The sequence below is a fragment of the Microcystis sp. LEGE 08355 genome, from assembly GCF_015207185.1.
Taxonomy (GTDB): domain Bacteria; phylum Cyanobacteriota; class Cyanobacteriia; order Cyanobacteriales; family Microcystaceae; genus Microcystis; species Microcystis panniformis.
Window position 1 is genome coordinate 1 of record NZ_JADEXI010000209.1, and the last position, 7,288, is coordinate 7,288.

General features: G+C 38.7%; 6 protein-coding genes. All 6 read right to left on the reverse strand.

The genetic code is table 11. The annotated features are described in order from the left end of the window. Positions 1 to 154 precede the first annotated feature (154 nt). Positions 155 to 2,335 carry a hypothetical protein gene (locus IQ242_RS12065; RefSeq protein ID WP_193960135.1) on the reverse strand — a complete coding sequence of 727 codons (2,181 nt, stop codon included), beginning with the start codon at positions 2,333 to 2,335 and terminating at the stop codon, positions 155 to 157. 5 nt (positions 2,336 to 2,340) lie between these two features. Continuing rightward, positions 2,341 to 3,000: a DUF4255 domain-containing protein gene (locus tag IQ242_RS12070; protein ID WP_193960136.1), complete on the reverse strand. Its 660-nt coding sequence runs from the start codon at positions 2,998 to 3,000 to the stop codon at positions 2,341 to 2,343. Positions 3,001 to 3,022: 22 nt separating this feature from the next. Next, entirely contained in the window at positions 3,023 to 3,256 is a 234-nt protein-coding gene (locus IQ242_RS12075) for a hypothetical protein (RefSeq protein ID WP_008198637.1), read from the reverse strand. Then, entirely contained in the window at positions 3,253 to 3,981 is a 729-nt protein-coding gene (locus IQ242_RS12080) for a phage baseplate protein (protein WP_193960137.1), read from the reverse strand. Before IQ242_RS12080 ends, IQ242_RS12075 begins: the two co-directional genes overlap by 4 nt. Positions 3,982 to 4,028: 47 nt before the next feature. Continuing rightward, positions 4,029 to 4,580 (reverse strand): phage tail protein, encoded by a 552-nt coding sequence (locus IQ242_RS12085; protein ID WP_008198641.1) that lies wholly within the window; start codon positions 4,578 to 4,580, stop codon positions 4,029 to 4,031. Between the two features lie 70 nt (positions 4,581 to 4,650). Beyond that, positions 4,651 to 7,023 carry a phage tail sheath C-terminal domain-containing protein gene (locus IQ242_RS12090; protein ID WP_193960138.1) on the reverse strand — a complete coding sequence of 791 codons (2,373 nt, stop codon included), beginning with the start codon at positions 7,021 to 7,023 and terminating at the stop codon, positions 4,651 to 4,653. Between the last annotated feature and the right edge of the window lie 265 nt (positions 7,024 to 7,288).

Here is a 7,288-nt window from a genome sequence, read left to right on the forward strand (position 1 = left end):
AACTTATCCCTATCATCATTTGGTTTTAAGATGTACACACAATCATCTGCGTATCTGATGCAAGTCCCCAATTCTTTGATTCGATTGTCCTTTTTATCAGAGGAGGCAATTGGCTCTGGTCATTATACAGCAAGCTGTTTAGCCATATCGTCCGTCAGGTATTTATTGCCGGAAAATTATCCTGAAAGACAGCCTGTAGATTAGTTAACTTTTCAGAAAGGGACAGATTGCCTAAAATCCCCATTTGTGAGCCATTTTCAGCACCCCTGAAGATTTCAATAGGTGTCATATAACTAAGTTGTGCATACCCTGGATTACCATAAATCCGTGAAACAAAAAAGGGTTGTAATAATTCTGATCGTGAATCTGAATAATCGGGTTGACATCGATACTGTGATGGTGTTTTAGATTTAGAGGGAACATAACTGAAAGAAATATAACCTTCTTGCCGTTTCTGTACAAGAATTGGCTCGGTAAAAATGACTGAATTAGCAGCAATAATCATAGTAATTTTGGTGCGTCCTATAACCGTTGTCTGTTCTATCTTGGTTTCGGGTCCCCAATTATTGTCCACTTCGGAATTAATTGAATCAACTAAATTAATTAGACACCACCAAAAGCTAAAAGCCTTGTATTGTAAAAGTTTCAGAAAACAGTTTGTGTAAATACTTTTGTTTAAGTGCTTATTAGAAGCAATCGCATATTGATTTCTGTCATTACTTCCATCAATAATACTATTGTGGATATCTAAAACCGTGTTATCTGAGAACAGATATATTGAACTAAGAATGCTATGAGCGATTCTAACCTCTAAATTGACATCAATATTTTCAGATAATTCTAGCGTTTTAATGGCTGCTTTTTTATTCCATACCGTGCAATGACAAATTACCAACTGTAATTTTCCTGCTACTGAGATCGTCCCGTTTAACCATAAACCATTCAGTACCAATTTAGAACCAGAATATCTACCAATAATATTCAAATTTCCTAATAAGCAAGGACGACAACCATCGGCTGCTTCAATAGTTAAACTGAAGGGAGTTTGACGTTCGACAAAAACCTCTTGAATAATCGCAAAGTTAGAATCTTCCTCAAGATTGTAAATACAATTATCAGAAATTGATATTATTCCGGGTAGATCACTTTGACTCCATGCTTGAATTGCTTCGGTTAAGGAAGAAAAAGAATTTTTATCCCTAGGAGCATCAGTCATTAATTGTGAAACGTCTCCTTGCCAAATCCCACGGACGTTCGATAAAGTTTGACGACGAGAATAAGAACCTCCACCAATCTCAGCACTAAATCCATAGGCATAATTAACCAAAACTTTGTTGACTTTAAGATTAGCAGGTAAAACCATCCGTCCACATTTAAGATCAACACAGATTGAATTATCTATTTCCTGAAGATTTGGCCATTTACTTAAATCGGTAACTTGCAAGGTTAAATTCGGATCATTATTAACATCAATAACAGAACCATTATCGAGAAAAATAAAAATTTGTAATGGAGGCCGATCAATCAAACCATTGACAAGAATTTCTGAGACAGTATTAGGTTTAGTTAGATGCTGTAGATCAGACGGAGTTAAGGGAATGGGTAAGCTATTATTAACAGAAGTTTGATTATCTTGATTATTCGATGGTGGTTTAAATAAAGGACTATCAATTCCTAAGGGATTAAAGGTATAACAATTGTCTTGAATATGACGTGCTTGAGCGAACTGAATGAAAAAACTCCGCAATGGATAGAGAAAAATTCCGATATTATAGATATTATATTTTTTATGGGCAATAATTTCCAAATTACTCATTAATAAAGGATTACTACCGCCGACAGAAATATCTATGGTGTGAGCAAAGGGATCATTTATTGTATTGATTAATTCTAAGTTATTTAAAGAATGTAAATCTAAGGTTTTTCCCCTGTCGAGATTTATATTCTCTAAGTTTTGTGTGATTGATAACTTAACAAAATAAGGAATAATTTTTGCTGGTAAGTTTGTTGATTCATAAATAACATTCTCTAGGGATTTTAATGTTCCTTTGCGACGACGATTTCGTAAAGTATTAGCTACTTGTAAACGAGCAGTACCCAAAAGATGGCGAGTTTGATCTGAAAATTTAGTTCCTATCAGTGTAGCTAAATAGGGAATAACCCAATCTTCACAAGTTTCAATAAACCAATTACTATAAAGCTCCTCGATATTTTGTTCAAGGATGTTTAACTCTAACTCCATAATATTTAGGAAGGCAAGCAGAGGAAAACCCTGATCTAAATCTCGTTGTCGATAAAAAATAGGTAATAATTCGTAAAGGCGATTTTGGGTCATCGTGATTAGATCGTTTTTCTGGTTTTTCTGGTGCTTTTTTTGGTAGATGTAACTGTTCCCTCAACTTTCTTCACTGTCTTCAAGAGAATTTTTTCCCCAGAATCAATCAGCACGACAGAAGCTTGATAAGCTATAGATAAGTTATGAGTAACTTGAAAAAATACAGTCCATAATTTAGATAGTTCTTCTAAATTTAAATAGATAGGTGTCAATTTGACTGTTTCAATTTGGTTAGCTAAATCTGAAGCGGCCAAATAACTATCACTTCCAGTTGTGCTAATAGTTTGACGAATTAATTCTGGTTTAAGAATTGGGGTTTCTGTCAATGCGGCTATCATCCCTCCCATTAACCTTTCTGGTTCTTGCTGTTGTCCTTTACCATAAAAGGTCAACAAGTAATCTAAATTGAGGGCATTTTGCCAGCGATCAACTAATGAACCTTCCGATTCTGTGTGGGGTATGGGGAAAGATCGGTTGCGAAGAGTTGCATTTGCTTCTACTCTATAAAGATAGAGGTTAACCCCGACAAAACCGGGTTCAGGAGCTTGAGGACGACCTGTTGTAACTGTCGGTGCTGCGGATAGGTCAGGGACTTGCTGAATCGCTTGGGCGATTAAATCCCGAAAGGTGGCGGTAACTGTTGCGATCGCTAAATAGTTGCTCATAATGCTTATTTATGCTTCTGGGTCAGATTGTCCCCTCAACAGATTGAAAAATAGGGTTTAGCAGTTTCTTTTGTTTTGACCAACTATCTTCCCTGTTAGAATGATTAAAACTCTTCCAAGAATCTTCCCATAAAATTGTTTCTCTAGCCTCGTTCATTAATTCTCTGTGGGCTGAAAACTTAGGTGTCAGTGGAGGTAAAATAGTCGCTTTATACCCTAAAGAATGTTCGGCTAATCGCCCAAAAAAATCGCTCATTGCTCGATTCTTCCTAGATAATATTTACGTCTTTTGATAGTCATTCCTAAGATAGTCTCTTCTGTCCAACCATAAGCTTGTGCCAATAAATGAACCTCCTCTAAGAGACTTTTTGCTTGAGTGCTGATTTCCGACCAGAGAAAAGCGACAATATCAAATTGATCTGACCAAGCATTGCGACAATTAGGACAATCTAAATTCAATAATAATTCGGACTGAGGATCACAATCAACGATCGCTTCTCCTAAAATTTGAATGGTTGTTGTTGTTAATTGTTCATTCTTTATTTCTTGACCATCTTGGGTTGCTTTAATAAGACTGCGACGGATTAATTGTTGACGGGCTTCTTCTAAATTGGAACTTTGAGAAATGGCCGCTAAATCTTTACTATTTAATAACCGAAAGGTTAACTCAATTCCATTATTCTCAATTGTATAACTTGTCTTGATCTCTGTTTCAGAGACGATACCAAGTTCCGCCACATTAAAAGTAAATTCTAACATCTCAGAGCATTGTGGGCATTGAACCGCCGCTTGTAGGTTTGTTCCTAATAACTGCTGATATAGAGTAAATAAACAGCGATTGCGTTGGCCAATCGTAAACTGACAAAGTTCTTCAAGGGTTTGCTGTGGTTGCGCTAGAGCTAAGAGGAGCAACCCCCGATACCACAGTGGTTGTCCCTCTCCTAACTCCCATACTCTCACTAAATCAAAAGCAGATATCATAAACGATTAACCAAACACAAAATGATTGGGTGATTTAGAGATACAAATCAACTAGCAGGCAGAACAAAGCTACCCTCAGTAGGTTCTTTAACGTTATAATCCCGTTCCCAACCTTCATTTTGTAAAGTTATGCTTTGAAAAGCAAATTCATTCCCCAACGAGTCTAAATCTGATAAGGCGACATACTCTGATACCCAACAGCGATAGACATTATAAGCAATGACTTTTTGTCCAGCTTCGTTGTAAAGTTCGATGATAATATCTTTACGAAAATCTTTGAGGGAAACAATTTGATTAGATTGATCGGGTCCTTTGGTAGAATTACTATAGTCCCAAACTTTATTCGCCCATTGTTCAAAGGTTACATCATGGGTGACACCTTGTCTGAGGGTAATTGGACCATATTCTGTTTGTCCGGGTGAAGGACGGGGGGTACTGGGATCTCCCCCATAGCGAAATCTGACGACCTCTGTAGTACGCATTAAATTGGTCACATTATTGACTCCGGCAACATAAGTATTATCCCACTTGACCCGAAATCGGAAATTTTTGTAAGGGTCATAGCGATAGGTATTAACTTTAAATTGTGGCGCTGGCATGAAATTCTCCTGAAAAACTAATGAAAAGTTGAGGGATTTTTTCTTTAATTACTGATACAACCCTCAATTATTAGGTTGTTTGACCAGCCTGTTGTTGGATTTGGATCACAACAAACTCGGCGGGTTTGACTGGGGCAAATTGAACGAGAACATTAACAATTCCTAGGTCGATGTCTCTTTGAGTGGTTGTGGTTTTATCACAGACCACTTGATAACTGTAAAATGCTCCTTGGCGCGAAAGAGACTCCATAAAGCTACCGACGCTTAATCTCAAGGCTGACCAGAGGTTTTCATTATTCGGCTCGAAAACAGCCCATTTTGTGCCTTGATAGAGGCTCTCTTCAATATAAAGGGTCAATCTTCGCACGGAAACATATTTATAGTCACTATCAAGTATATCTGCTCCCCGTAAGGTGCGATCGCCCCAAACCACTGACCCGACAATGGGAAAAGTTCGCAAGCAGTTAATCCCCAAGGGGTTGAGTACACCATTTTGTTGATCGGTGAGTTTTAATTCTAAACTATTGATCCCCAAGATGCCTGCATCTAATCCAGCCGGAGCTTTCCAGACTCCTCGTGTCACATCGGTAGCGGCATAAATTCCGGCAATAATGCCACAGGCTGAAAAGGTGTCTAATTGGTTTTTCATCATGGGATCTTCCTTGATCACACGAGGGAAATAAACCGCAGCATTAATGGTTTCTGGCCCTTCTATCCCGACATCAGTGGGTTGTAACTGGCTGATATTGCCATTTTTTACCTCTCCTAGCCATGTCGTCGGCGGATCGACAATTAACATCGCCCGTCGTTCAAAGCAATAGTTTAATGCTTCAGTATAAACTAGGGGATCAATATCGTTCCCCGCTATTCGTTGATCAGGGGGAATGCACATAATGTTAAACAGTTCTATTTTTTCTAGGGCATAGATTCCTGTTCTTTGATCTTGATCTCCAGTATAGGTTTCTACGGATAGATTCTTTCCATTATCTCCTCCTGCTACTTGAGAGGTTGCCCCACCGGGTGGCGTTATTGAGGGAAGCTTTGAGCTATCAACTCGAACGAGTCGGGATTCATGATTTAAAACTAGATCCAGTCGGTTGGGTGAAGGGGGGGTCGTCGTCTTGATGGTAACATTGGTAAATTGCTCAAAATCGGTTGTTCCATTGGGGTAAGTGACCTGAACCGTTAAATTAAATAGATCGTTTTTGTTCAAGCCATAACTGGCAAAATTTTCGGCAACTTTATCGGTAATGCCTTGTATATTAACAGTGGCTGTTAATCTAGTTCCCCATGTTCCGGGGTTAGCGGCTTCTAGGGTGAGAATTTGCTCGGCAGGAACGGCAGCAGCAGCAGCAACAGGAATCGCCGCAAGAACTGCATCAAATAACCCTTTGACTGTTTGGTTTGTTGCTGCTGCATCAACAACATCTTTTATAGAGCTTATGTTTTCGAGTTTTTTACTGACATCTGCAACTGTTGGTGGAGTAGAATTGAATTTTTTCCCATCAGTATCAAAAATACTATCTAGTGCAGCTTGAAATCCAGATTGTGAAGACCCTAAGATAGTTTTTAGGGCTGTCTTAACTTCTGGATAAGGTGCGATTTTTGTGAGTATATCATTTCCAATTAAAGCTTGTATTGCTGCATCCAAAGCTGCTTTAAGACTGTTCCCCTTCACTTCAGCAGCAACCTGTTGAGCGATCTTTTTGTTATCAGAACCACTGACTGAATTAGCCGCATTTGTAGCGGCAGTAATAAGTTTTGAAACTGTTAAACCTGAAGCTTCTTCCTTGCCATCATCACCAAAAAGAGCATCGATCGCTGCTTGAATTGGGGTTAAAGCCGCTTTGATAGGGGCAACAGCAGTAACCTTTAGAGTTGCTGTTGGATATGGATATGGAGGAGTCGTGTAAGTGTTATTCGTGATAGCATTGTCAATGGCTGTTTTAACAGCCGATGCGTCAGGATCTGTTCCATCAGTTTTCTTTGCATTCTGAGCGATTGTCAGCAAACTGGTTGCGACCGTTTTACCCGGTTCTTCTGTCTGCTTGTTAGCTTCTCCTTGAACAGCATCAACTGTTGCCTTTTTATCTTCACCAGTAACTCCGTCTGCTGCTTTTTTAACCGCTTGTGCAGCATTATTAGCATTTGTATTCCACTCATCTAATGTTGTTTTTGGTTCAAATAAGCGCACAATTACAGCTTGAGAACCCCCATTAAGAAAAAAGTCTTGAACGGCATAACTCATGGGAAAATCATAGGCTAATCCCCCAAAAAAACGCTGATAATCCCCAAAGCTAAAAATAGTAATAGGCTCTTCAACGGGTCCGTACAAGGCTCGTCCGACAAAAGCGGTAATCGAAGTAGCAACCCCAGTGATGGTATGTCGTCCACTGGGTAATTCTTGAATATAAACACCAGGATAAGTGACTTGAACTGGCATAGCTCCCCCTCGGAACTGTATAATCAATAACTCATAGCCGTCAGTTTGTGCTAATAAAACTGAAAGTAACTAGAAATATAACCCCAAAAGCCATCTTTTTTGTATAAACTTGTCTTACTTTTTATTTGATTTCCTTGAAGAAAGATGAAGAAAGATGAAGAAAGTTTTTAAGAAATATTAAGTAGGGATTGCTGAATAAATCTAAAAACCTTGTTGGATAAGGCTTTTAGACTTTTTTGACCTCAAAAAGTGCCGACCATTGGAG